28 protein-coding genes are annotated in these 23,101 nt (G+C 53.6%); 22 read left to right on the forward strand and 6 right to left on the reverse strand.

Translation table 11 applies throughout. From position 1 onward, the window contains the following. Nucleotides 1-15: 15 nt before the first annotated feature. Nucleotides 16-564, forward strand: a complete 549-nt coding sequence (locus KNP86_RS08160; RefSeq protein ID WP_034779279.1) for a GNAT family N-acetyltransferase — start codon at nt 16-18, stop codon at nt 562-564. Nucleotides 565-578: 14 nt separating this feature from the next. On the opposite strand, the gene KNP86_RS15770 is transcribed toward KNP86_RS08160, so the two are convergent. The 3 genes from KNP86_RS15770 to KNP86_RS08175 all read right to left on the reverse strand — a co-directional run bounded on the left by KNP86_RS15770 (nt 579) and on the right by KNP86_RS08175 (nt 2,956). Then, complete coding sequence (locus KNP86_RS15770) at nt 579-1,247, reverse strand: helix-turn-helix transcriptional regulator (protein ID WP_214753668.1); 669 nt, start codon at nt 1,245-1,247, stop codon at nt 579-581. Nucleotides 1,248-1,361: 114 nt separating this feature from the next. Next, entirely contained in the window at nt 1,362-1,574 is a 213-nt protein-coding gene (locus KNP86_RS08170; RefSeq protein ID WP_034779277.1) for a hypothetical protein, read from the reverse strand. 266 nt (nt 1,575-1,840) lie between these two features. Then, the gene (locus tag KNP86_RS08175; RefSeq protein WP_034779275.1) at nt 1,841-2,956 is read right to left on the reverse strand and encodes an NADH-dependent flavin oxidoreductase; all 1,116 of its coding nucleotides are present in this window, start codon (nt 2,954-2,956) and stop codon (nt 1,841-1,843) included. A gap of 260 nt (nt 2,957-3,216) precedes the next feature. Here KNP86_RS08175 and KNP86_RS08180 point away from each other — a divergent pair, with 260 nt between their 5' ends. Next, a complete protein-coding gene (locus KNP86_RS08180) occupies nt 3,217-4,872 on the forward strand; it encodes a glycerol-3-phosphate dehydrogenase/oxidase (protein WP_034779272.1) in 1,656 nt (551 codons plus the stop codon). 42 nt (nt 4,873-4,914) lie between these two features. Here the strand turns inward: KNP86_RS08180 and KNP86_RS08185 are convergent, their stop codons facing one another. Continuing rightward, nucleotides 4,915-5,103, reverse strand: coding sequence for a hypothetical protein (locus KNP86_RS08185; RefSeq protein ID WP_214753670.1), 189 nt, complete (start codon nt 5,101-5,103; stop codon nt 4,915-4,917). A gap of 112 nt (nt 5,104-5,215) precedes the next feature. On the opposite strand from KNP86_RS08185, the gene KNP86_RS08190 reads away from it, so the two are divergent. The 9 genes from KNP86_RS08190 (at nt 5,216) to KNP86_RS08230 (ending at nt 12,735) form a co-directional block, all read left to right on the forward strand. Beyond that, a complete protein-coding gene (locus KNP86_RS08190; protein ID WP_034779268.1) occupies nt 5,216-5,566 on the forward strand; it encodes a YxeA family protein in 351 nt (116 codons plus the stop codon). Nucleotides 5,567-5,646: 80 nt separating this feature from the next. Continuing rightward, nucleotides 5,647-6,006 (forward strand): response regulator, encoded by a 360-nt coding sequence (locus KNP86_RS08195; RefSeq protein ID WP_251128451.1) that lies wholly within the window; start codon nt 5,647-5,649, stop codon nt 6,004-6,006. A 160-nt stretch (nt 6,007-6,166) separates the two neighbouring features. After that, nucleotides 6,167-7,021, forward strand: a complete 855-nt coding sequence (gene fba / locus KNP86_RS08200; protein ID WP_021066099.1) for a class II fructose-1,6-bisphosphate aldolase — start codon at nt 6,167-6,169, stop codon at nt 7,019-7,021. 98 nt (nt 7,022-7,119) lie between these two features. Next, nucleotides 7,120-7,950, forward strand: coding sequence for a hypothetical protein (locus tag KNP86_RS08205; protein WP_214753672.1), 831 nt, complete (start codon nt 7,120-7,122; stop codon nt 7,948-7,950). A gap of 79 nt (nt 7,951-8,029) precedes the next feature. Further along, nucleotides 8,030-8,680 carry a fructose-6-phosphate aldolase gene (gene fsa / locus KNP86_RS08210; RefSeq protein ID WP_034779261.1) on the forward strand — a complete coding sequence of 217 codons (651 nt, stop codon included), beginning with the start codon at nt 8,030-8,032 and terminating at the stop codon, nt 8,678-8,680. A 26-nt stretch (nt 8,681-8,706) separates the two neighbouring features. Continuing rightward, on the forward strand, nt 8,707-9,960 hold the full coding sequence (gene murA, locus KNP86_RS08215) for a UDP-N-acetylglucosamine 1-carboxyvinyltransferase (RefSeq protein ID WP_214753674.1): 1,254 nt from the start codon (nt 8,707-8,709) through the stop codon (nt 9,958-9,960). 17 nt (nt 9,961-9,977) lie between these two features. Further along, nucleotides 9,978-10,946 carry a class II fructose-bisphosphatase gene (glpX, locus tag KNP86_RS08220; RefSeq protein WP_029594665.1) on the forward strand — a complete coding sequence of 323 codons (969 nt, stop codon included), beginning with the start codon at nt 9,978-9,980 and terminating at the stop codon, nt 10,944-10,946. Between the two features lie 102 nt (nt 10,947-11,048). Continuing rightward, entirely contained in the window at nt 11,049-11,975 is a 927-nt protein-coding gene (locus tag KNP86_RS08225) for an ATP-binding cassette domain-containing protein (protein WP_214753676.1), read from the forward strand. Beyond that, nucleotides 11,965-12,735, forward strand: coding sequence for an ABC transporter permease (locus KNP86_RS08230; RefSeq protein WP_214753678.1), 771 nt, complete (start codon nt 11,965-11,967; stop codon nt 12,733-12,735). Before KNP86_RS08225 ends, KNP86_RS08230 begins: the two co-directional genes overlap by 11 nt. Before the next feature lie 10 nt (nt 12,736-12,745). Here KNP86_RS08230 and KNP86_RS08235 read toward each other — a convergent pair whose 3' ends face one another. Beyond that, nucleotides 12,746-13,144, reverse strand: a complete 399-nt coding sequence (locus tag KNP86_RS08235) for a hypothetical protein (RefSeq protein ID WP_214753680.1) — start codon at nt 13,142-13,144, stop codon at nt 12,746-12,748. A gap of 118 nt (nt 13,145-13,262) precedes the next feature. Here KNP86_RS08235 and KNP86_RS08240 point away from each other — a divergent pair, with 118 nt between their 5' ends. Then, the gene (locus tag KNP86_RS08240) at nt 13,263-13,769 is read left to right on the forward strand and encodes a DUF421 domain-containing protein (protein ID WP_138858767.1); all 507 of its coding nucleotides are present in this window, start codon (nt 13,263-13,265) and stop codon (nt 13,767-13,769) included. Between the two features lie 23 nt (nt 13,770-13,792). On the opposite strand, the gene KNP86_RS08245 is transcribed toward KNP86_RS08240, so the two are convergent. Beyond that, complete coding sequence (locus KNP86_RS08245; RefSeq protein WP_034779250.1) at nt 13,793-14,494, reverse strand: C40 family peptidase; 702 nt, start codon at nt 14,492-14,494, stop codon at nt 13,793-13,795. Nucleotides 14,495-14,872: 378 nt separating this feature from the next. Here KNP86_RS08245 and rho point away from each other — a divergent pair, with 378 nt between their 5' ends. From rho to KNP86_RS08295, 10 genes are all read left to right on the forward strand, one after another. After that, nucleotides 14,873-16,213, forward strand: a complete 1,341-nt coding sequence (gene rho / locus KNP86_RS08250; RefSeq protein WP_214753683.1) for a transcription termination factor Rho — start codon at nt 14,873-14,875, stop codon at nt 16,211-16,213. Nucleotides 16,214-16,295: 82 nt separating this feature from the next. Then, nucleotides 16,296-16,538 (forward strand): type B 50S ribosomal protein L31, encoded by a 243-nt coding sequence (locus KNP86_RS08255; protein WP_021066109.1) that lies wholly within the window; start codon nt 16,296-16,298, stop codon nt 16,536-16,538. Between the two features lie 99 nt (nt 16,539-16,637). Continuing rightward, nucleotides 16,638-17,861 carry a cation:proton antiporter gene (locus KNP86_RS08260; RefSeq protein WP_034779247.1) on the forward strand — a complete coding sequence of 408 codons (1,224 nt, stop codon included), beginning with the start codon at nt 16,638-16,640 and terminating at the stop codon, nt 17,859-17,861. A 116-nt stretch (nt 17,862-17,977) separates the two neighbouring features. Next, the gene (locus KNP86_RS08265) at nt 17,978-18,589 is read left to right on the forward strand and encodes a thymidine kinase (RefSeq protein ID WP_021066110.1); all 612 of its coding nucleotides are present in this window, start codon (nt 17,978-17,980) and stop codon (nt 18,587-18,589) included. A gap of 79 nt (nt 18,590-18,668) precedes the next feature. Further along, nucleotides 18,669-19,739, forward strand: a complete 1,071-nt coding sequence (gene prfA / locus KNP86_RS08270; protein ID WP_034780138.1) for a peptide chain release factor 1 — start codon at nt 18,669-18,671, stop codon at nt 19,737-19,739. Further along, nucleotides 19,739-20,611, forward strand: a complete 873-nt coding sequence (gene prmC / locus KNP86_RS08275) for a peptide chain release factor N(5)-glutamine methyltransferase (protein ID WP_214753834.1) — start codon at nt 19,739-19,741, stop codon at nt 20,609-20,611. Before prfA ends, prmC begins: the two co-directional genes overlap by 1 nt. Then, nucleotides 20,577-21,587: an L-threonylcarbamoyladenylate synthase gene (locus KNP86_RS08280; RefSeq protein WP_214753685.1), complete on the forward strand. Its 1,011-nt coding sequence runs from the start codon at nt 20,577-20,579 to the stop codon at nt 21,585-21,587. The genes prmC and KNP86_RS08280 overlap by 35 nt, the downstream gene beginning before the upstream one ends. Before the next feature lie 22 nt (nt 21,588-21,609). Further along, complete coding sequence (locus KNP86_RS08285) at nt 21,610-22,110, forward strand: low molecular weight protein arginine phosphatase (protein WP_034779240.1); 501 nt, start codon at nt 21,610-21,612, stop codon at nt 22,108-22,110. 4 nt (nt 22,111-22,114) lie between these two features. Then, the gene (gene rpiB / locus KNP86_RS08290) at nt 22,115-22,555 is read left to right on the forward strand and encodes a ribose 5-phosphate isomerase B (RefSeq protein ID WP_021066115.1); all 441 of its coding nucleotides are present in this window, start codon (nt 22,115-22,117) and stop codon (nt 22,553-22,555) included. Continuing rightward, nucleotides 22,552-23,094: a TIGR01440 family protein gene (locus tag KNP86_RS08295; RefSeq protein WP_152567762.1), complete on the forward strand. Its 543-nt coding sequence runs from the start codon at nt 22,552-22,554 to the stop codon at nt 23,092-23,094. The genes rpiB and KNP86_RS08295 overlap by 4 nt, the downstream gene beginning before the upstream one ends. The last annotated feature ends 7 nt before the right edge of the window (nt 23,095-23,101 follow it).

The following is a 23,101-nucleotide window of genomic DNA, read 5'->3' on the forward strand; positions in this document are numbered from 1 at the left end:
AGAGAGGACGAGGGTATGATTCGTGATGAAGCGTTAGTGATTCGACCGATCGAGGTACGCGACTTGGATCGGTTATGGGAATTGATGTATAAGGATGAGGCACCAGAATTCAAGAAGTGGGACGCGCCGTATTTTGAACATCGGGCGCAGACGTATGAGGTGTATCGCGAGAGCGCCGACGAGCACGTCGGGCGTGACGACATGTGGGTCATCGAGGTCGATGGGACTGTCTACGGGACGGTTTCCTTCTATTATGAAGATGCGGGTCAGAACTGGCTCGAGGTCGGGATCATCCTCCATCAAGCCGATCGTTGGAATCGGGGCATTGGGACGCGGGCGCTCAAGCTGTGGGTCGGCCATCTGTTTCATACGTTGCCGACGGTCCGGGTCGGATTGACGACGTGGTCCGGCAATGAGCGGATGATGAAAGTGGCCACGAAGGTCGGCATGCAACTCGAAGGTCGGATTCGTCAGGTGCGCGTCGTCGACGACGTGCGTTACGACTCGATTCGCATGGGCATGTTGCGAGAAGAATGGATGACAGAAAGCGCTAAGTCTCGGTAGAGGCTTAGCGCTTTTCATATGTGGAACAGTTGGCGGTATTGGAGCGGGGTCATTTGTTTATATGTCTTGAACGTATTGATATAGGCCGTGCACGAGGCGAAACAATATTTCTCGCCGATGGCACAGATCGGTAAGTTCGTCCCGAGCAAATCGGCGATGGACGTATCGATGCGGCGGCGCCGGATTCGTTCCGGTACACTCTCGCCGACTTCCTGTTTGAACAGAGCCGACAAGTAATTGTTCGACAACCCGGTTTGCTGGGCGATCCACGGGAGTGACAACGTCGGTTCTTTCAAGTGGTCTTCAATCAAATGGATGGCCGTCGTGACGTTCGGATTGGTCGAGACGGAAGGGGAGAGAAACGCCATCATTTTCGTCAAATGGTCGACAATGACGGGAATGGCGTAGAGAAAATCGAGCGTCGTCGTCAGTTCATCGATTAAGGTGAGAAGTGCGCTCGTGTAATTGAGTGCGGTTTGGACGTTCGGATTATCTACCGGGATCAAGCGGATGACGTGATAGACGAGACCGCGGTAATAGAAACGGACACTCATATATTCATCCGCGACCGGGAGTTTCAGCAGGTCGAGCGTTAGCGTCTCGAGCAGTTGCTCGGCCCGAATCGGGTGGGCGCTGCGGAGCGCACTCACGATCTGTTGGTCGAGCGTATAAAAGTTATCCACATGCTGAAAATCATCGAACAAATTTTTGTCACGATGCAGGTGATTCAGAAATTGGCGCTTGATTTTGTTTTCCACCGGATGATTCACTTCTTTCGTCGTACAGTTCGGAACTGTTTATTTATCGCGTGGAACGTTCCGCTTGGTCGCTTGTTTCAACTCGGCGATTTCTCGTGCGAGCGTTTCTTCACGGGAACGAGTGGATGATTCGAGGTGGTGTTCGAGTTCCTTGCTTTTTTGTCGATACGTTTCAGCGATTTGTTTCGTCCGCTGTTGGTGTTGATTGAGCTGTTTGTTGTACGCATCGAGATCGATTGGCTTTTTTGTCATACATCATATGCCCCTTTCAAAAGACGGTCAAACAGACAGTCGTGGCGCAAGCGTGGCTTGTCCAGCAGTCTCATGGAGGAAACGGTTCCTGTCCTTAGCTTACGAAGGGGGAGAAGGCTTGCAAAGTTAGGTCAACACGAAAGGAGTGGTGAAAAAGATGAAAAATGTGACGGAATTGTGTCCGTGGCACATCTTATTTCTCACACCGCTCGATAGATTGGGTGGAAACAAAAAAATCCGCAGACGTGAAGTCTGCGGATCGTGGTTTATTTGACGGCTTGGTCTTTGATTGGGAACCAGCCGGCGCGTGTCGTGATGGCGTTCCAGAGCGGAGCCGGTACGGCGAGTTCGGCTTGCTTGTTCAAGTCGAGTTCGGTCTCGATCTCGTCTTCTCGGTCGTCTTTCACTTTCTCGAGCCAATCCGGGTCGATGATGAGTTCGCGGCCTAGCGCGGCGAGGTCGATGACGTTCAGTGCGTCTTCGACTTGACCTGGGCGCTGGAGCTGTCCGACTCCGATGAGCGGGATGGCACCGTTGATGCGTTTGGCGATGCGATCAATCGACCGCTCCGTCACGTTCTCGTTCCGCATTGAACCGATGTTGAAGTTCCAGAGCGAGGCGTGGAGGTAATCGAGGTTTTCTTCGAGCAACATATCGATCAATACGTCCGTATCGTCGAGCGTGATACCCGGCTTTTCGACTTCTTCCGGTGAGAAGCGGTAACCGATCAAGAAGTCGTCTGTGCCTTCGGCCGCACGTTTCACCGAGCGGATGACTTCACGCGGGAATGTGAGACGTGCGTTCACGTCGCCGCCGAAGCGGTCGTCGCGTCGGTTCGAGTGGGGTGAGAAGAACTGCTGAATCAAGTATGTGTTCGCCCCATGAATCTCGACGCCGTCAAAGCCGGCCTCGATGGCACGACGTGTCGCATCGCCGAACGCCTCGATGATGGCTTCGACTTCCTCGGTCTCGAGGGCACGTGGAGTGGCGGCCCCTTCACGGACCGGTGCGACGGCACTTGCGCTTACCGGTTGTTCGTTCGGTACGAGTTCCGGAGGAGACATGCGTCCCGCATGGAAGATTTGGAGAATCGCTTTCGCGCCTTCCGCTTTTAGACTTTCGGCGAGCTGGCGCAGCCCTGGAATGAACTTGTCGTCGTTCACACCGAAAGCGTTCGGGAACCCTTTGCCGTCCTCGGTCACGTAAGCACATGCCGTGATGGCGAGTCCGACGTTCTTGGCCCGCTTCCGGTAGTAGGCGAGTTCGTGCTCTGACACTTCACCCGTCGGTTCAGACGAATAGTGCGTCATCGGCGCGAGTACGAGCCGGTTGTGGAGCTCGACGCCGTTTTTAAATTGGAAAGGTTGTAACATGCGTTTCATAAAAACTCCTCCTTGTTGGTGATACCTTGAAGTCTAGTCGTCTCTTTTCGAAATTGCGAGCAGGACGCTTTCTGAGGGGCAGGTTGCACACTCGGTGAGCGGGTCGATGGTTGAAGACGTGAGAATAGGGTATAATACAGGAGAAAAGTTGATAACCGGTTGGAGACTACAGAGAGACCACGACATGGGGGGCGAAGCCTTGTTTTGTTGTGGTCTCTTTTCATATACATCTGACCGGATTCATTATAGGAGGGGACAAGATGGAAATCAGAAATTTCTCAGCAAAAGAACGTGCCAAACGATACGAACAATTGACGGGGGAACGCCATGATATTCTCGTCGTCGGCGGAGGCATCACTGGTGCCGGGATTGCGCTCGATGCCGCATCCCGTGGGATGAAGACGGCCGTACTCGAGATGCAAGACTTCGCGGCCGGAACGTCGAGCCGCTCGACGAAACTCGTCCACGGAGGTTTACGTTATTTGAAACAGTTCGAAGTCGCACTCGTCGCCGAAGTCGGTAAAGAGCGGGCAATCGTCTATGAGAACGGGCCACACGTCACGACACCGGAGCGCATGCTGTTGCCGATGCATAAGGGCGGCACGTTCGGACCACTTTCGACCGCGGTCGGCTTGATGGTGTACGACTTCTTGGCCGGCGTCAAACGCGCAGAGCGCCGCTTGATGTTGAAACCGGATGAAGTCATTCAAAAAGCACCGCTCGTCAAAAAAGACGGTCTTGTCGGTGGCGGATATTACGTCGAATATCGGACGGATGACGCTCGGATGACGATTGAAGTTGCGAAAGAGGCGGCCAATCACGGTGCCCTCTTAATGAACTACTCGAAAGTGACCGGTCTCATCTATGAGCAAGGCAAAGTCGTCGGCGTGCACGTCGAGGACCAAATCGACGGTAAGACGTATGAGGTCTATGCGAAGAAAGTCATCAATGCGACCGGACCTTGGGTCGACGTGCTCCGCGAGCAGGACGGCTCGAACAAAGGGAAGATGCTCCGCTTGACGAAAGGGATTCACCTCGTCATCGACCAATCGAAATTCCCGCTCAAGCAAGCGATTTACTTCGATACACCGGACGGACGGATGGTATTCGCGATTCCACGTGACGGCAAGGCGTACGTCGGGACGACGGACACGTTCTTCGATAAGGATAAGGCTCACCCACGTATGACGACCGAGGATCGCGACTATATTTTAGAGGCGATCCACTATATGTTCCCAGATGTCAATGTGACGGCAGACGACGTCGAGTCGAGCTGGGCCGGGATTCGTCCGCTCATCTATGAAGAAGGCAAAGACCCGTCTGAGATTTCACGTAAAGATGAGGTCTGGCAGTCAGAGAGCGGTTTGATTACGATTGCCGGCGGGAAGTTGACGGGTTACCGCAAGATGTCAGAGACAGTCGTCGATTTAGTGGCGAAACTGCTCAAACAAGAAGAAGGTATCGTCTTCCTCGCCTCGCGTACGAAGCATATGCCGATGTCGGGCGGCCATGTCGGCGGTTCGAAAGGGTTCGATGACTTCTTGACGAAGAAGAAGGCTGAACTGAAAAACCTTGGTCTCGATGACGTCAAAGCCGAGCAGCTCGTTCGTCTATACGGATCGAACATCGATCGTGTCATCGAGCGGATGGACTCGAACGCGTACGACCTTCCAGAGTACGTCTATGCACAACTCATGTACGGCATTGAAGAAGAGTCGGTCGTTCGGGCCATCGACTTCCTCGTACGCCGGACCGGGGCGATGTTCTTCGACATCGATTTCGTCCGCGACTATAAAGACGGCGTGCTCCGTTGCATGGCTGACGTCTTCAAATGGTCGGATGCTCGTCTCGCTGAAGAGCGGGCCGAAGTCGAGAAAGAGATTGATCTCGCCGTTGTCCCTGTGACGGTTGAATAATGAAATGAACCAAAAGGAACCTCGCCGCGGCGAGGTTCCTTTTCATATGCCCAGTTCTTCATAATACGCCATGATGCGTTCGTCGAGCGCCTCGACGACGTCTGGTTCACCGAACAAATAGAGATAAAGATACGTACCGTCCTCACGGTACACTTCTGTCTCGACCGTCAGCGTGGTCTTGCGTCCTCCTAAGAGGAATAAAAAAAGAATGTACCATAGATGATGTCTCATAGTTCGTTTCCCATTCATGTAGTCAGTTCAGTATAGCAATCGTTCCGACGTTTAGAAATGGGGACACGATGGTATTGAACAAGATGGAAACGAGGAGAGTGGGGGATATGCGATGAAACGAGGACTTACGATTAGTGGCATCGTCCTCATCTTGTTTCTCGGCTGGCAATTCGTCGACACGAATCGGCTCTTTGCCGACGTCTACTACGCGAAAGTACCGAGCGCGGAAGTGATTGACCGAGGAACAACATACACGTATGAGATGATCGGCTATGACGAAGATGGAAAGAAACGCCCGATTACGTTCCAGGACCCGACGCGCTTGGCTGAAGGTGATTTTTTGAAAGTATATGTCAAAGATGAGGGACGGGTGACCGCGTACGAACCGGTAGCCGAGTCGGAAGTGCCGGCCCAGCTGAAGGACGAACAGACCGATGAACCGGTAGCGATACCGTTGCCTTGATTTCAAAATAGTCGCGTCGCCAAATGAAATTGGATTTGGTATGGTTAGAGTATTGCAAAATATGGAGAGAAGGTAGATGGATGTCACGGATGTTGATCGCAGACGACCAAGACGGGATTCGGTTGATGTTGGCGCAGGTGTTCCAAAACCTCGGCATTGAGGTCGACACGGCGAATGACGGACTGAGTGCTTGGGAAATGCTTGAACAGAACGGATATGATTTAGTATTGCTCGATATGAACATGCCGCGCATGTTCGGCCACGAGGTGCTTCGAAACATGCGTCAACGAGACATTGATACCCCGGTCATGATCATGACCGCGTTCGGCGAGAAATCGACACTCGAAGAAGTGCAACGCCTGGGCATCACCGCGCAATTCGAAAAGCCGTTCGATATTTATGGCATGATTGAAAAAGTGAAAGAAGTCCTAAAAATCTAGTGATTCGTCACGAAGATGACATATGTAAACGCTTGCGCAGAGCCATTTCTATGCCCGAATAGCATAGGCACACGTTTCGACGTGTGTTATAATGGGAACGAATTGCACGGGAGCACTTTTCCCATAGTGCACAATAGCGAACAGACAGGAGGATGTCATTATGCCATTAGTATCAATGACAGAAATGCTTAACAAAGCATTCGAAGGCAAGTATGCAGTCGGCCAATTCAACATCAACAACCTCGAGTGGACGCAAGCGATTCTTCGCGCTGCGGAAGACGAGAAATCACCAGTTATCCTCGGTGTATCAGAAGGTGCAGCGAAGTACATGGGTGGCTTCACAACAGTTGTTAAAATGACTGAAGGTCTCATGCACGACTACAACATCACTGTTCCAGTTGCAATCCACCTCGACCACGGTTCATCTTTCGACAAGTGTAAAGCAGCGATCGACGCTGGTTTCACGTCTGTTATGATCGACGGTTCACACCACCCGATCGAAGAGAACATCGAAATGACGAAACAAGTCGTTGAATATGCACACGCTAAAGGCGCTTCAGTTGAAGCGGAAGTCGGCACAGTCGGCGGCGAAGAAGACGGCGTTGTCGGCGGCGTACAATACGCTGACCTCGACGAGTGTGTACGTGTCGTTAAAGAAGCGAAAGTTGACGCTCTTGCGGCAGCACTCGGTTCTGTACACGGAGAATACCAAGGCGAGCCAAAACTCGGCTTCAAAGAGATGGAAGAAATCGCAGAAGCGACTAAAACTCCACTCGTTCTTCACGGCGGTTCAGGTATTCCTGAGCACCAAATCAAAAAAGCAATCGAGCTCGGTCACAGCAAAATCAACGTTAACACAGAGTGCCAACAAGAATGGACTCGTGCCGTACGTGAGAAGCTCAACACGGACTCGAAAGTATATGACCCACGTAAAGTCATCGGCCCTGGTGTCGAAGCGATCTACAACGTCGTTACTGGAAAAATGCGTGAGTTCGGTTCAAGCAACCAAGCATAATCCTGTCACATCAGTCGGTTCTCCCTGTGAGAACCGGCTTTTTTTATTGAAACGTAAGCGGTTAGGGTACCGTATATAGATGAAAAGGGGGAGTTTGCATGAAGTATCAAGAACGTTCGACAGAATCATTTTGGCGCATTTTTTATATCGTCGGTCCCATCATTATAATTGGTATAACGTTGGCCTTTGCCGCGCTGCCGGTCATTCTCATCCTCATGAATCCGAAACCGTGGTTGATTCCGCTGTTGTCACTCACTGCACTCGGCGGTTACGGCGTGTATCGGTTCTTGCAACTGTTTCGCCAGCTGTTCTGGAAAGAGCGGCACCAATCGCACTATCAAGTGACCGCGACACATATTGAGGGGACGACGTATCGGCACGAGCTAGGTGAGTCAGTCGAGCAATCGTTCCCGCTCGATGCGATCAAGCAAGTCGTCTTCTTCCCGGCCATCGTCCGAAAGACAGAAGCGGCCATGCCGCATCCCTATAGACGACGGACGATTGAGTTGTGCCCGATGCTCGCCATCATGACCGAGGAGGATTCAATGGAAATCTTGTTCGACCAACGCGATCTCGCCGCGTTCGAACAGTGGATTCAGTATTTTATCGGAGATAGCGTGCCAGTTTTCTATACACCGAAACGGCTCTACTGGATCGGGGCGAACATCGCGACACGGCGGGAGCGGTTCGACATGCTCCGTCGACCCGAAGAAATCATCCCGTTCACGTATACAGGCAACCTCGTGACCGACGAAGAGACCGCGGTCGGACTTTGGATCGAGACGCATGGATCGGAGCGCTTGAAGAAAGGGCCGTATCAAGAGTTTGAGACAAAACAAAAAAACGTGAAACGATGGACGGCAGTGGGGACGCTTGTCGGCGTTGGTTTACTCATCGGATCGATGTTCGCCATCGCCGCATTGACGTAAAGGGTGTAGCAATTCCATGACAATTTCCTCATAATAAGAAGTGTAAGCGATCACAACACCATTCGAGGAGGAATTGTACATGCGTTTTTTCATTGATACGGCAAACGTGGAAGACATCAAGAAAGCTCATCAGATGGGCGTCATCGGGGGCGTGACGACGAATCCATCGCTCGTCGCCAAAGAAGGCGTCGATTTCCATACACGGCTACGCGAAATCTGTGAGATCGTCGGGGATCTCTCAGTCAGTGCGGAAGTTATTGCGCTCGACGCAGCGGGTATGGTGGAAGAAGGAAAGGAACTTGCGGCCATCGCGCCGAATATTACTGTCAAGGTACCGATGACGCCAGCAGGCATGGAAGCGGTCAATACGTTTTCACAGCTCGGTATCAAGACGAACGTGACACTCATCTTTAACGCCAACCAAGCCTTACTTGCGGCTCGGGCCGGCGCGTCATACGTATCGCCATTCATCGGTCGCCTCGACGATATCGGTCAAGATGGCCTCGACCTTGTCGAGACGATTGCCAATATCTTTGCTATTCATGGGATCGAGACGGAAATCATCGCGGCTTCCGTTCGCCATCCGGTTCACGCGACGAAAGCAGCCCTTCTTGGCGCTGACATCGCCACGGTACCATATAAAGTCATCGAACAGATGATGAAACATCCGCTCACTGACAAAGGGATCGAGCAATTCTTAGCGGATTGGAACAACGCTCAATCCAAATAAGTTTGTCGCAGAAAGGTTTGATCATCGTGGAAATTCTCCATATCGTAGGACAGCAAAAGCTTGAAGGAACAGTTGACATTAGCGGTGCCAAACAGAGCGCCTTGCCTTGTCTCGTCGCAGCACTGTTGACGGAAGAACCGGTGACGATTGAAAACGTCCCCGTGATCGAGGACGTCGAAGTGATGCTCAGTCTATTACAAGAACTCGGGGTCGCGATTGAACGGGACGGGGAGCGGATGACGCTTCATGCGAAAGACGCTGTCGCCATGCCGCTACTCGGCTCAGAAACGCGTAAAGTCCGAGCCGCTGTCTATTTGCTCGGGGTGTTTGCGGCTCGTTTTGGGAAAGGGGCCGTCGGGCTTCCCGGTGGATATGCGATTGGTCCACGACCGATCGATTTACATTTGAAAGCACTCGAACGTCTCGGGATTAAAGTCGAGAACGAATCGGGACTCTATCATGTGAACGCCGAAAAGTTGGAAGGGAATCGGATTTATCTCGACCTTCGCTCGTTCGGGGCGACGGTGAGCGCCATGCTCGCGGCCGTGCTCGCAGACGGGACGACCGTCATCGAAAACGCGGCCATCGACCCGGAAATTGTCGACGTCGCGACGATGCTCACTTCGATGGGGGCACATGTCATCGGGGCAGGGACTGACGAGATTCGCATTAAAGGGGTCGACAAATTACACGGCTGCACGCATACGCTCATTCCTGACCGCTTAGAGGCCGGGACATTTATGATTTTTGGTGCTGTGGCAGGGGAAGTGACGGTTCGAAACGTCATCCCGACCCACTTAGAAGGCGTCATCCAAAAGTTGATGGATTACGGGGCTGAAGTCGAAGTGGACGAAGAATCGATTACAGTACGGGCGAACGCCTTCCGTCCGATCGATATTCGCGTCTTCCACTATTCGGGATATCCGACCGACCTGCAACCGATCATGTCGGCCGCGCTCCTAAAGGCGAACGGAACGAGTGTCGTCACGGATAAACTGTACGCCCAACGCTTCCGCCATATCGCGGAAATGCGACGGATGAACGCACAGATCACGCTCGAGGACGCTTCGGCCGTCATCCGTGGTGGGTCGACGCTCGCCAATGCGGAGATGGAATGTGCGGACGCGAGGAGCGGGGCGGCACTCGTCTTGGCAGGACTTCAGGCGAGTGGCGAATCCACGGTGATCCATGCGGAAAAATTGAACGATTCTTATGTCGATTTCGTCGGCAAACTAAAACAACTCGGCGCCCTCGCCTGGGTCGATGAGGTGTCCGAGTAACAAAGGGGAGAATTCGGGTGGAACGTAGTTTATCAATGGAATTGGTCCGAGTCACAGAAGCGGCAGCGCTATCTTCGGCTCGCTGGATGGGTAAAGGCTTGAAAGAAGAAGCGGACGACGCGGCGACGACCGCGATGCGTGAAGTGTTCGATACGATCCCGATGAAAGGGGTCGTCGTCATCGGTGAAGGTGAGATGGATGAGGCGCCGATGCTCTATATCGGTGAGAAAGTCGGGAATGGATACGGCTCACGTCTCGACGTCGCCGTCGACCCGCTCGAAGGGACGAGCATCGTCGCGACCGGAACGTGGGGAGCGCTCGCCGTCCTCGCTGTCGCCGATGCCGGTGATTTGCTCCACGCGCCGGACATGTACATGGACAAGATTGCCGTAGGTCCGGAAGCGGCTGGATTGATTAGTCTCGATAATTCGATTGAAGAGAATATCGCCATCGTCGCCAAGGCGAAGAACAAGAACGTCGAAGACGTCGTCGTGACGATCTTACATCGTGACCGTCACGAAGAGATGATTCAACGCGTCCGGGCGACGGGTGCTCGCATCAAGTTGATTCCAGACGGTGACGTGGCCGCGGCCATCAACACGGCGTTCCCGAAAACGGGGGTCGATTTGTTGCTCGGTTCGGGCGGAGCGCCGGAAGGCGTCATCGCGGCCGTCGCGATGAAGTGCCTCGGCGGTGATTTCCAAGGCCGTCTGCTTCCTGAAGACGAAGCCCAAGAGAAGCGTTGCCAAGACATGGGCATCGCCGACACGGGCCGGATTTTGCTTCTAGACGACCTCGTCAAAGGTGAAGACTGCATCTTCGCGGCGACGGGCGTGACGGACGGGGAGTTGCTCCGCGGCGTACAGTTCACCGGACAGGGCGGTCAGACGCACTCGGTCGTCATGCGTGCCAAGTCAGGGACGGTCCGCTTCGTCGAAGGCATCCACTCCTTGAAGAAAAAACCGAAAATGGTCATGAAACCTTAATTCTCTCGAGTCGCGGACGTGATGTCCGCGGCTTTTTTGATGTGTTCCTACATATTTATAATGCACGCAGAACGGGAAAGGAAGGGCAGGAGGTGTGTGAGGATGATTGAAGTGGAGTCACTCGTCAAGACGTACGGAGATGTCCCTGCCGTCGATGGCATCTCGTTCTCGGTCCAGGAAGGGGAAATCTTCGCATTTTTAGGACCGAACGGGGCCGGGAAGTCGACGACCGTGCAAATGTTGACGACACTCGTCCGTCCGACCGAGGGTAAGGCGCGGGTGAACGGATTCGATGTCGTCAAACAAGAGAAAGACGTTCGCCTATCGATTGGGGTCGCCCTACAAGAGACCGGGATCGACAAAGTATTGACCGGGCGGGAACTGCTCGTCTTGCAAGGCCGGTTGTTCAAGATGACGAAACAAGAGGCGGAGACGCGCGCCGAGGAACTGCTCCGTGTCGTCTCGCTCACCGAGGCGGCCGACCGCCGAAGCGGCACGTATTCAGGCGGGATGCGGCGCCGTCTCGATTTGGCGCTCACGCTCGTCCATCGCCCGACTGTCTTGTTTTTAGATGAACCGACGACGGGTCTCGATCCGGCGAGCCGCATCGAGATTTGGAACGAGGTGCGACGGCTCAACGAGGAGTTCGGCACAACGATTTTTTTGACGACCCAGTACTTAGAAGAAGCGGATGAACTGGCCGACCGGATTGCCATCATCCATCATGGGAAAATCGTCAGTGAAGGGACGGCTGAAGCGTTGAAACGACTCGTCGGCGGCGAGACGATTGCGATGACGTTTCACAGCGATCAAGAGGCGGCCGCAGCCGCTGCGCTGTTCGGTCATGCGGCGACCGGGCAACACGTGGCGTTCGAGCTTGTCGATCATACGCTGATGGAAGTCGTGCGTCAGCTCGATGAGCGTTCGCTTCAACCGGAAAGTTTGACCGTGAAGCAACCGTCGCTCGACGACGTCTTTTTGAAAGTGACCGGCGAGTCATACGAAGGAGGTGTGCCCGATGTGGACTGAGACATGGCTCTTCACGAAACGGAGTCTCGTCACGACGATTCGAAATCCGTTCTCATTCATCCCGAACTTGATCATCTCTGTCTTCTTCTTACTGGTTTACACGAGCGGATTGTCGAGCGTCGCTTCGCTTCCTCAGTTTGATGGGAGCGCCTATTTGAACTTCATCTTGCCCGTCTCCATCGTCTCAGGGGCGGTCGGTGGGGCCGGTGGGACGGGACAAGCGCTCGTCCGTGATATCGAGAGCGGGTACTTCGCCCGGTTGCTCCTCACGCCAGCGACGCGGACGGCGATCGTGCTCGGCCCGATGATCGCCGGCATGTTGCAACTGCTCGTTCAGACACTCCTCATTTTCGGCGTCGCGTTCTTGCTTGGTTTGTCGATTCCGGTCGGTCTGCCTGGCTTCTTGTTCACGGTGTTGCTCGCCATCGGGTTCGGCCTCGGTTTCGCTGGGTATTCGGTCGGTGTCGCGCTGAAAACACGGAACGCTCAGGCCGCCCAGGCCGGTACGCTCTTATTCTTCCCGCTCATCTTCTTATCGACGACGTTCGTCCCGAAAGAGTTGATTGAGGCCGAGTGGCTGAAAGTAGCGGCGACGTTCAATCCGACGACGTATATTTTTGAAGGGATGCGTGCCGTCTTGACGCAACCGACAATCGATTGGAGCGCGTTATCGGCTGGACTCGCCGTCGCCGGAGCGATGAGCATCATCATGGTCGTGTTCGCGGCGACGAACGCGCGCGGCGCCTTAAAACAAAAATGACGAGCAGGATTTAACCCCGCTCGTCCTGGTCGATCATAAACGTGACAATCAAAAAGAGAATGAAACTGATCAATGAGACCGTGCCCCCGATAATGAAATAGACGAGGGTGACGGTCTCATTCCATTGGAACGGGTTCATCGTATAGAGCCACATCCCGCTCGTCAATCCAATCGATCCGAGCACGGCCGTCCATCCGTGAATCGTCACGAGCAGTTGGTTTCGGACCGAATAGACACGATAGAACACGCCCCAAGCGAAGACCGATAACCAACCGGCGAGCAAGAGATGGGCGTGAATCGGGCGGAAGGCGTAACTGCCGGATCCGGACATATGAGACCCGAGCGCCGTCCCGATGACGCCGAACAGAGCGGCGAGGCGAATCAAACGAAGACTCCAAATCTTTTCCATGGCGTAGAACAACTCCTTCAAGGTGATGGCTCCATCGTAGCGAATCAAGATGAACGGAAGATGAACAGGGATTGAATCGATGTGCTTCGTGGAACAGCAGTAGAGAAGGAGGGAGACGATGGACCAACTGCGAACGATGCTGCAAATCATACTGACCGGGGTGGGAGCCTATTTGGCGATCATCCTCATCTTGCGCGTCTCCGGCAAGCGGACACTCGCCAAAATGAACGCCTTCGATTTTATCGTCACCGTGGCGCTCGGATCAATTTTGGCGACGACACTCACGAGTCGCCAGACACCGCTGCTGAACGGACTGACCGCGTTTGCGACGCTCGTGTTCATGCAATACGTCATGGCCAAATTGGCGACCCGCTCGAAACGTGTGAATCAACTGATCAAGTCGACGCCGGCACTGCTTTACTATGACGGGACATATTTAGAGGAAACGATGCGCCGGGAACGGGTGCTCGAGATTGAAGTGTTGCAGGCGATTCGATCGAGCGGGACGGATTTTGATCAAGTCGAGGCTGTCGTCTTGGAGACGGATGGGACATTCTCGGTGTTGACGAGCACGGATACGGTGTTACGAAACGTCCAGACGAAAAAAACGACTCGGTTCCGATGAACCGAGTCGTTTGATCGTTTAAATTAGAGGTACGTGCCTGCACCGACATAACGTGGTGCCCAGTAACCTGATGTGAAGCTCGCGTATTTAACGCCGCCTGTCTCAGAGTTAATCATTTGTGTTTTGCTGAGTGCCATTCCAACGTGTTGGATCGTGCGGCCGTTGTGTGAGAAGAACACGAGGTCGCCGGCTTGAATCGCTGACTTCGAAACTTTTTTCGAGTTTGCGTATTGCGAACGTGAATCACGTGGAATCGATTTGTTGATGGCTTTCTTGTAAACGTGACCTGTGTAACCTGAGCAGTCAAATCCTGAAGTTGTCGTTCCGCCGTAACGGTAAGGTGTACCAAGGTACTTCTTCGACTCAGCGACAAGTTTCGTACGAGCGCTTGATGTAGAAGACGTTGTGACTTTCTTCGCAGTCGCTGTTTTCGTGTTTGGCTTCAAGTACGTATATGTCGATGAAGCTGAGATATAACGGTGAGACCCTTTATAGTTGATTTTGTAGAACGAACCAACTTTACCGAGGTATGTATAGCGTTGGCCTTTGTTCATCGTTGTCGTGACTTTCGATTTGAGCGACGGTGCTGTGCGGATGTTCAAGCCGTTAACTTTCGAGTAAGCGAATGTTCCGGTAGCGGCTTCTGCTTGTTCACCTGTTGTGAAAGCAAGACCCGAGAAAGCGAGAGTGGCAGCGACAATGATAGATGCGAAACGCTTTAACATAATATATTTCCCTCCGTTTTTTAAAATAAAACCCTAAGTGGCTGTATATGATCGATGTGTATAAACAAGATTAGAGCACAAGTTGCGTATGTTACCCGGTTTCCTGTGCAAATAAACTATATCATGCGCAAGACCGATGGCATTTTTCAATCGCGAGACAAAAACGGTTTTCTTGTAACATATTTGAAACAATATGCGAGAATAGAGACTTGTTTGTTACATAGAAAGGAAAAAGACTGTTATGTTTTCAACAACAGGGGAATAGACTGTCATGAAGCCGTTTTTCAAACAGTGACGGCTCGACAAAATTGTGATTAGATGAATGAGGATTGAACGTTTATTTTTGAAATATAGAATCATGAAAGACAGGTGACTTGAATGAGTCAAGCGACAGAACCGGCTAAAAATTACACGCTTCGGGAACTCGAGACGAAGACGTTGAAAGAATTATATGAAATCGCGAAAGAAGTGAACGTGCCCCAATATCGAGAGGCACGCAAGCGCGAGCTCATGTTTCGGATTTTAAAATCACAGGCTGAATCGAAAGATCTTTATTTCCTCGAAGGCATCCTTGAGATCATCCCGCCAAACCCGCAGTCCCAAAACGACGGAGGCTTCGGTTTCCTCCGACCGATCAACTACTCTCAATCGTCTGAAGACATCTACATCGCCGCCTCGCAAATCCGGCGCTTTAATCTTCGCAACGGGGACCTCGTGACGGGGAAAGTCCGGAAACCGAAAGAGAACGAACGGTTCCAAGGGCTGCTCAGTGTCGAAGCGGTCAACGGTGAGACGACCGACTCGACTCGGAATCGGGATTACTTCCCGGCGCTCACGCCGATTTACCCGGAACAGCAGATGGTGCTCGAGACAGAGCCGAATCACTTGTCGGTCCGCGTCATGGACATGATCGCGCCTGTCGGATTTGGACAGCGTGGGTTGATTGTCGCCCCGCCGAAAGCCGGGAAGACATCGCTTTTAAAAGAGATTGCCAACTCGATCACGACGAACCATCCGAACGTCGAGTTGATCATTCTCTTGATTGACGAGCGGCCAGAAGAAGTGACGGACATCCAGCGTTCGGTGCCGGGCGCAGATGTCGCCTACTCGACGTTTGATGAGACACCGGAGAACCACGCCCGGATTTCAGAGCTCGTCTTAGAGCGGGCGATGCGTCTCGTGGAACACAAGAAGGATGTCGTCATTCTGCTCGACTCGATCACGCGTCTGACACGAGCGTATAACTTGTCTGTCCCACCGAGCGGACGGACGCTCTCCGGCGGAATCGACCCGGCCGCGTTCCATAAACCGAAGAAGTTCTTCGGGGCGGCCCGTAACATCGAGGACGGCGGCAGTTTGACTATCCTCGGTACGGCGCTCGTTGACACAGGGTCACGCATGGACGACGTCATCTATGAAGAGTTCAAAGGGACGGGCAACATGGAGCTCCATCTCGACCGGAAGCTCGCGGAACGCCGAATCTTCCCGGCCATCGACATCCGTCGTTCGGGAACGCGCAAGGAAGAATTACTGCTCGGCAAAGGCGAGCTCGACTCGCTTTGGACGATTCGACGGACGATGAACGAGTCACCAGATTTCGTCGATCAGTTCTTGCGGCGGGTCCGCGAAACGAAAACGAACCTCGACTTTTTTGCGGCGCTCGAGGCCGATAAGAAAAAGAGTCGACGCCCGGTGAAAAAAACGAAAACAGACTTGTAAATCCGTGAGCCGGGTGCTATTATATTCTAGTGAACTTTCTCTAGGTTGAAAGAATACTTAGGGCCGAAGGAGTTGAAAAGCAATGAAACAAGGAATCCACCCAGAATACCGTAAAGTCGTATTCATGGACTCGACGACTGAGTTCAAATTCATCTCTGGTTCGACTCGTTACTCTAACGAGACAATCACGATGGAAGATGGTAACGAATACCCACTCATCCGTGTCGATGTATCTTCTGACTCGCACCCGTTCTACACAGGTCGCCAGAAATTCGCATCTGCAGACGGTCGTATCGAGCGCTTCAACAAGAAGTACCAACGTTAATCGTCAACTTGTATGCACACCGCCTAGGGATTGCCCTTGGCGGTTTTTTGTTGTCTTCTGATGGGTAAAGAGACGAAAGACTGACGTGAGGGGGCTTTTATGGAATTCATACTGATTAGTATCAGTTTATTGATTGGCGTCGGTATTCTGTCACAATGGTTGGCCTGGCGCTATCAAATCCCGGCCATCATCGTCATGACGGTCGCCGGTGTACTGGCCGGGCCGATGCTCGGATTGTTCGACCCGCGAGAACTGCTCGGTGAACTGTATAGCCCGATCATTTCTTTTGCCGTCGCTATCATCTTGTTTGAAGGGAGCCTCGGCCTCCATTTCAGTGAAATCAATCAATTTCGCCGTTCCATCGTCCGCATCGTGACGATCGGGGTGACGCTATCGTTCGTCGGGGCCTCACTGTTGATTCAATACGTCGGAGGTCTCCATTGGGTCGTCGCTTGGACGATGGGCGCACTTTTCGTCGTCACCGGTCCGACGGTCGTCATCCCGTTATTGCGCCAAGCGCATTTAAAGGATCGGGTCGGTGCCATTTTGAAATGGGAAGGGATCATCGTTGACCCGGTCGGCGCCCTCCTCGGTCTGTTCGTCATCCGCATCGGTTATATCGTCTATGAAGGAATGGACTTGTGGATGCAACTATTGTTCGCGGGCGCTTGTCTCGTCGGGATCGGTCTCGGTTACTTGTTCGGGCACGTGTTGATGGGCTGGTTTGTCGGTGAGAAAATCCCTCGCTATCTCCGGGCCTCGGTCACGTTGACGGCCGTCTTGATCTTGTTCTCATTGAGTGAATTCATGATGCACGAAGTCGGTCTGCTCGCCGTGACGGCGATGGGAATGACGATGGCGAACACGAAACATCGGGATGAGGAGATCATCGAGGAGTTGCAATCATTTAAAGAGGACATCTCGATCTTGCTCATCTCGTCGGTGTTCATCCTGTTGACGGCGTCGTTATCACGCGATGAACTGCTCAACATCTTCCAATGGCCGCTTCTTTTGACGATTGCCGGCATTTTGTTTCTCGTTCGTCCGCTCGCGATTTATGGATCGACGATCGGCGTCGGGCTTCCGCTCAGCGAACGTGGTTTCATCGGATGGATTGCACCTCGTGGAATCGTCGCCATGACAGTCGCCGGTTTCTTCGCAGAAGAAGTGGCGCATCTCGGGATTGACGACGCGTCGCAAATGCTACCGCTCACGATCGGACTGGTCTTTATTTCTGTGACACTACACGGGCTGACGATTCGACCGCTCGCCCGAAAATTGCATTTAATCGATAATAAAAAAGAAGAAGCGGCAGACGAATGAAGCGAAATCGGGACGGGAGCATGCCGTTCCGATTTTTGTCAGAAGTCAACCCTTTTCCTGTGACCGAAAGATGGTTATAATCGGAAAGCGATTAACGAAGGAGAGGGCGAAGTAGAATGATGCATGTGACGAACCGTTACGGTTGGATAGAAGTGATTTGTGGGAGTATGTTTTCTGGGAAATCGGAGGAACTGATCCGCCGTGTCCGTCGGGCGCATTACGGGAAAATCCCTGTCCAAGTGTTCAAACCGGCGATTGACGACCGTTACCATGAGGAAAACGTCGTTTCCCACAGCGGCAATTCGGTCGTGGCCGTACCGATTCAATCGAGTCAAGATTTGTACGATGCGGTGCGCGAAGAGACGCAAGTCATCGCCATCGACGAGGTTCAGTTCTTCGACGAAGGGATCGTCGATGTGATTGAGCAATTGGCGTCAGAAGACAAACGTGTCATCTGCGCTGGACTCGACATGGACTTCCGAGGCGAGCCGTTCACAATGATGCCGGAACTGTTGTCACGTGCCGAATTCGTCACGAAACTGCAGGCGATTTGTCTGTCATGCGGGGCGCCGGCTTCCCGGACGCAACGATTGATTGACGGGGAACCGGCCCGTTTCGAGGATCCGGTCATCTTGGTCGGTGCCTCGGAGTCGTATGAGCCGCGTTGCCGCCATTGTCATGACGTCCCGAATAAACCACGCCCAGTCCGCCATACAGTGGCCGACTGACGTCCACGGACCGCCCTCGGCGGTTCGTTTTTTGCTATAATGAAGACAGTTCGATTTGACGGAGAAAGGACGGATCATCATGTTTGACCGTTTGAGCGTATTAGAAGAACGCTATATGCAATTAAATGAGATGCTCGCTGACCCTGAAGTGCTCAGCGATGCGAATAAATTACGACAATATTCAAAAGAACAGTCTCAACTCGAGGAGACGGTACAGGCATATCGCCACTATAAAGAAACGAGCACGGCGTATAAAGAAGCGAAACTCATGCTTGAAGACCGCACACTCGATGCCGACATGCGAGAGCTCGCCAAAGAAGAGATGGCACTCCTCGAGCCGGAAGTGAAGGCGCTCGAAGCGAAACTTCGCGTCTTGCTGTTGCCGAAAGACCCGAACGACGACAAGAACGTCATCGTCGAGATTCGCGGAGCGGCCGGTGGGGACGAAGCGGCACTGTTCGCAGTCGACCTGTACAAGATGTACACGCGTTTCGCCGAGCGGCAGAACTGGAAGACCGAATTGATCGACGCCAACTATACAGAACTCGGCGGCTTCAAAGAAGTGACGTTCCTAATCAACGGGACCGGCGCCTACTCGAAATTGAAGTTCGAGAATGGGGCGCATCGGGTTCAACGCGTCCCATCGACCGAGTCGGGTGGACGCATCCATACATCGACGGCGACCGTCGCGGTATTGCCGGAAGCCGAGGACGTCGAAGTGCATATCGATATGAAAGACGTCCGTGTCGACACGTTCACATCGTCAGGACCAGGGGGCCAGTCGGTCAACACGACCCAATCGGCCGTGCGGTTGACGCACATTCCCTCGGGACTCGTCGTCTCATGTCAGGATGAAAAATCGCAACATAAGAATAAAGACAAGGCACTCAAAGTGCTCCGGGCTCGGCTCTATGACAAGATGCAGAGCGAACATCTCGAAGAACTGTCAGCGCAGCGCAAGTCTGCCGTCGGGACAGGGGACCGCTCGGAGCGGATTCGGACGTATAACTTCCCACAGAGCCGCGTGACCGATCACCGCATCGGACTCACGCTTCAAAAGCTCGACCGCGTCCTCGCTGGGGAACTCGAGGATATCATCGACGCCCTCGTCATGGACGAGCAGGCCCGTCTCATGGAGGACGTGGATTGATGCGAATCGCTGCGAGATTGAAGCAAGCGGAGCGGGAACTTCTTGACGCGGGGCGCGATGCCTCGACCGCGGAGTGGTGGCTCATGCACGTCCTTGACGTCGACCGGACGGGACTGCTCATCCGTTTATCCGACGAATTGACAGATGATGAGGAATCTGAATTCCGAACAGGATTCGAGCGCCTGCTCGCAGGCGAGCCGGTCCAGCATTTGATTGGTCACGCCCCGTTTTACGGGCGGATGTTCGAGGTCAATCGGGACGTCTTGATTCCGCGTCCGGAAACGGAAGAGTTGATTGAATGGGTCGTTGAGCACGTGACCGACGTGGCCGATGATGACATCGTCGATATCGGGACCGGCAGCGGGGCAATCGCCGTCACGCTCAGTCTCGAACTCGGTGTCCGCGTCCAGACGGTCGATATTTCCCGGGAAGCGATTGCTGTCGCCAAGCGGAACGCAATAGCGCTCGGGGCGGACGTGTCCTTCCATGAAGGAGATTGCCTCGCCCCGATTGCCGACGACTCGATTCGTGTGCTCGTCTCGAATCCGCCCTATATCGAGGCCGACGAACTGCTCGATGAGACGGTCGCAGGCTATGAGCCGCACCTCGCCTTGTTCGGAGGAGCGGATGGGCTCGACTTTTATCGAACGATCATCGCCGACTCGATGCGCGTCTTGTGTGCCGATTGGCAATTGATTGCATTTGAAATCGGGTATAATCAAGGACAAGTTGTGAAATCGTACCTGTCCGAACGTTATCCTGAAGCAGAAACGGGTATTTTAAAAGATATAAACGGCAAAGACCGAATCGTCTACGCCGTGAGGGAAGGGATTGCGCATGGAAACGAAATGGATCAAGCCGACAGAAGTTGAGGAAGGGGTACGTCTCTTGCAGGCTGGCGAGGTAATCGCCATGCCGACGGAGACCGTCTACGGACTCGCCGGAGACGCGACGAACGACGTCGCCATCAAAAAGATTTTCGAGGCGAAAGGAAGACCGTCGGACAACCCGCTCATCGTCCACGTGGCCTCGGTCGAACAGGCCGAGCATTTCGCGCAAACCATCCCGCCAGTCGCCAGACGCTTGATGGAAGCGTTTTGGCCTGGTGCCTTGACCATCATCTTACCGTCGAACGGCCGAGCGTCTTCGTTCGTGACGGCTGGTCTTGATTCGATCGGACTCAGAATGCCGAATCATCCGGCCGCGCTGGAATTGATTCGTACGTCCGGTCTTGGACTGGCGGCACCGAGCGCGAACCGTTCTGGACGTCCATCACCGACGTCAGCCCGGCACGTGGCAGATGATTTGACTGGCCGGATCGCGGGTATTATGGATGGGGGACCGACAGGCATCGGTGTCGAATCGACCGTGATCGACTGCACGACGAAGCCGGCGACGATTTTACGTCCGGGCGGCGTGACGAAAGAAGCGATTGAGGCGGTCATCGGCCCGGTCATTCTCGATGCCAACTTGAGCGATGAAGCAGCTGCGCCACGATCACCAGGAATGAAGTACACCCATTACGCCCCGAGCGCCCCTCTTTATTTAGTCGAAGGAGGACGCGATGACCTCGTCCGTGTCATCACGACACGACAGGCGACGGGCAAGCGAGTTGGCGCACTCGTATTCGATGAAGCGACGACCCCGGCGGACGTCACGCTCTCCCTCGGTATTTCGATGGAGACAGCGGCCCAGCGTTTGTATGAGGCGTTGCGAAAGTTTGATGAGACGGATGTAGAAGAGATTTACGTGAATCGGATTGAACCGACGGGAGTCGCTCTTGCCGTATATAACCGCCTCTACAAGGCGGCAGGCGGTAAAGTCATCCGTCCACAGGAAGAGGCTTAAGGACATAGAGGAGGATCACGCGATGTCAATGAAACGCGTATTATTCATATGTAGTGGGAACACATGCCGAAGCCCGATGGCGATGGCCCTGCTCCGCTCGAAAGTGACGGGGGACGAGTTCGATATTCGTTCGGCCGGGCTGCGGACGATGCAAGGGTTCGACGCCTCAGAAAATGCACTCCAAGTGTTGCGTGAACGAGGAATTGAGCTCGATCACGTGACCCAGACATTCGACGACGTCCTCGGACGTTGGGCGGACGTCATCTTGACGATGACACGGGCGCATCGTGAACAGATTCGGGACACGTACCCGGATTTGGCCGACCGCACGTTCACGTTATACGAGTTCGTCACCGGACTCGAGCGCGACATCAATGACCCGTTCGGAGGGTCGATGAACGTCTACCGCCAAGTCCGAAACGAACTCGAACCACTCGTGAATCGACTTGTGCTAAAATTGACGAATGACGGGTCAAAGGTGACAAAACCACCGAGACGCCTACCAAAGAAGACGGGGGAATGAACGAATGAAAATCGCAATTGGCGCCGATCATGGCGGATTTAACTTGAAAAAAGACATCATCGGACTATTGGAAGAGCTTGGTCACGAGTATAAGGACTTCGGGACACACTCGGCCGAGTCAATCGATTATCCAGACGTGGCGATTCCGGTCGCTGAAGCCGTCGCGGCTGGTGAGTTCGACCGTGGCATCTTGATTTGCGGGACAGGGATCGGCATCGGAATTGCCGCCAACAAAGTGAAAGGCATCCGGGCGGCACTCGTCCATGACTCGTTCAGCGCGAAAGCGACACGTCAACACAACGACTCGAACATCATGACGATGGGCGAACGCGTCATCGGACCGGGTCTTGCACTCGATTTAGTGGCGACATGGCTCGATACAGATTTCGAGGGCGGACGCCACTCGAACCGTGTCGATAAGATGAGCGCTTACGAAACGAAGTGACGACGATGAAGGCGGAGCTTTTGAACTTATTGACGGAGTTGCACGAACGGTTTCCGTTAGATGAGGACAAGATTCTCGTCATCGGTTGTTCGACGAGCGAGGTCGTCGGTAAGACGATTGGGAAAGCGGGCTCGATTGATGTGGCGTCGGACTTCATCGAAGCGTTTCTGACGTTTCGCGACAAGACCGGCGTCCATCTCGCCTTTCAAGGCTGTGAACATATTAATCGGGCGCTCACGGTCGAACGACGGACGCAGAAACAGTTCGGTTTGACAGAAGTGACGGTCGTCCCTGTGCGTGCAGCGGGCGGGGCGATGGCGGAGAAAGCGTACGAAAGCTTCGATACGCCTTGCGTCGTCGAATCGATTCAAGCGGATGCAGGGATCGATATCGGGTCGACGCTGATCGGTATGCATTTGAAACCGGTCGCGATCCCGGTCCGTTTATCAGCGAAGCAGCTCGGTGAGGCGTATGTCACGTTCGCCGTCACGCGGCCGAAACTGATTGGCGGCCCCCGGGCCCACTATCCAGCGAAATAAACGAAAG

It is taken from the genome of Exiguobacterium sp. s16, assembly GCF_018618115.1.
GTDB lineage: Bacteria > Bacillota > Bacilli > Exiguobacteriales > Exiguobacteriaceae > Exiguobacterium > Exiguobacterium mexicanum_A.